Raw genomic sequence first — 427 nt, forward strand, 5'->3', positions numbered from 1 at the left:
CGTTATACAACTCAATAACTAGCTCAATTATTTTCCCGATTGCCCAGACAAAAATTAGCGGGGATATCGGTGTCATCAACACGATAAACAGAATGAGAAACAAAAATTCTGTCGCTCTACTTTTTCGCGGATATTCTTTTCTGAATAATGTAGGCACATCACTCTCCTTTGTTGCTCCTCAAAATTTTATGCCCTGGCGCAAAAGCACGCGTTTTGTCTTTGCTTATTCGCCAGCCATCCTTGCGCGCCTCTTTTGCACAGCCAGCCCATGACGTACCTATATACTCACCGAAGTCTGGCGACTTATATTTGCCATCTGTACACTGGAGGCAATCACAATAGAGATGCATGGTGTAACTTGCAGCAATAGCCATATCACTCTCCTTTAGTGCGCAAGTGGTTTTTCCAGCGGTTTTGCTCCGCGCTG

At 44.5% G+C, this 427-nt stretch carries 2 protein-coding genes; both read right to left on the reverse strand.

Annotation, left to right across the window (positions count from 1 at the left end):
* Positions 1 to 157 (reverse strand): DUF4014 family protein (locus Y887_RS21600; protein WP_046965640.1); only part of this gene is annotated, 157 nt, incomplete at its 3' end.
* A gap of 1 nt (position 158) precedes the next feature.
* The coding region (locus Y887_RS21605) for a hypothetical protein (protein WP_425476743.1) at positions 159 to 427 on the reverse strand (269 nt) is incomplete at its 5' end.

This window comes from Xanthomonas pisi DSM 18956, from assembly GCF_001010415.1.
Taxonomy (GTDB): Bacteria; Pseudomonadota; Gammaproteobacteria; order Xanthomonadales; family Xanthomonadaceae; genus Xanthomonas; species Xanthomonas pisi.